Genomic DNA, 260 nt, shown 5'->3' on the forward strand with positions numbered 1-260 from the left:
GTTGATAAAGCATCGATAACTGGAAAGTTGCCAGTAAAGCTACCGAAGTTACTTTCGACACCCCAAAGCGCAACGATAAAACGCGGCTGAACACCATACTGCTTACCAATACGCTGTAGCTCATCATAGTGTTTTTCATACAATGCTTGAGCTTGTTTGACTTTCCAGTCCGGTACCGCACGAGGGATGTATTCATCTAAAGTTAAGCGTCTTTCCGGTTGATTACGATCTGCGGTGACCGCTCGAGGACGATACTCCAC

1 protein-coding gene is annotated in these 260 nt (G+C 46.2%); it reads right to left on the reverse strand.

Translation table 11 applies throughout. The annotated features are described in order from the left end of the window. Nucleotides 1-260, reverse strand: a 260-nt coding sequence (locus tag P8629_RS12180; RefSeq protein ID WP_278166371.1) for a lytic murein transglycosylase, incomplete at both ends; no start/stop codon positions are given.

Origin of the sequence: Hydrogenovibrio sp. 3SP14C1, from assembly GCF_029625905.1 — a bacterium.
Lineage (GTDB): Bacteria > Pseudomonadota > Gammaproteobacteria > Thiomicrospirales > Thiomicrospiraceae > Hydrogenovibrio.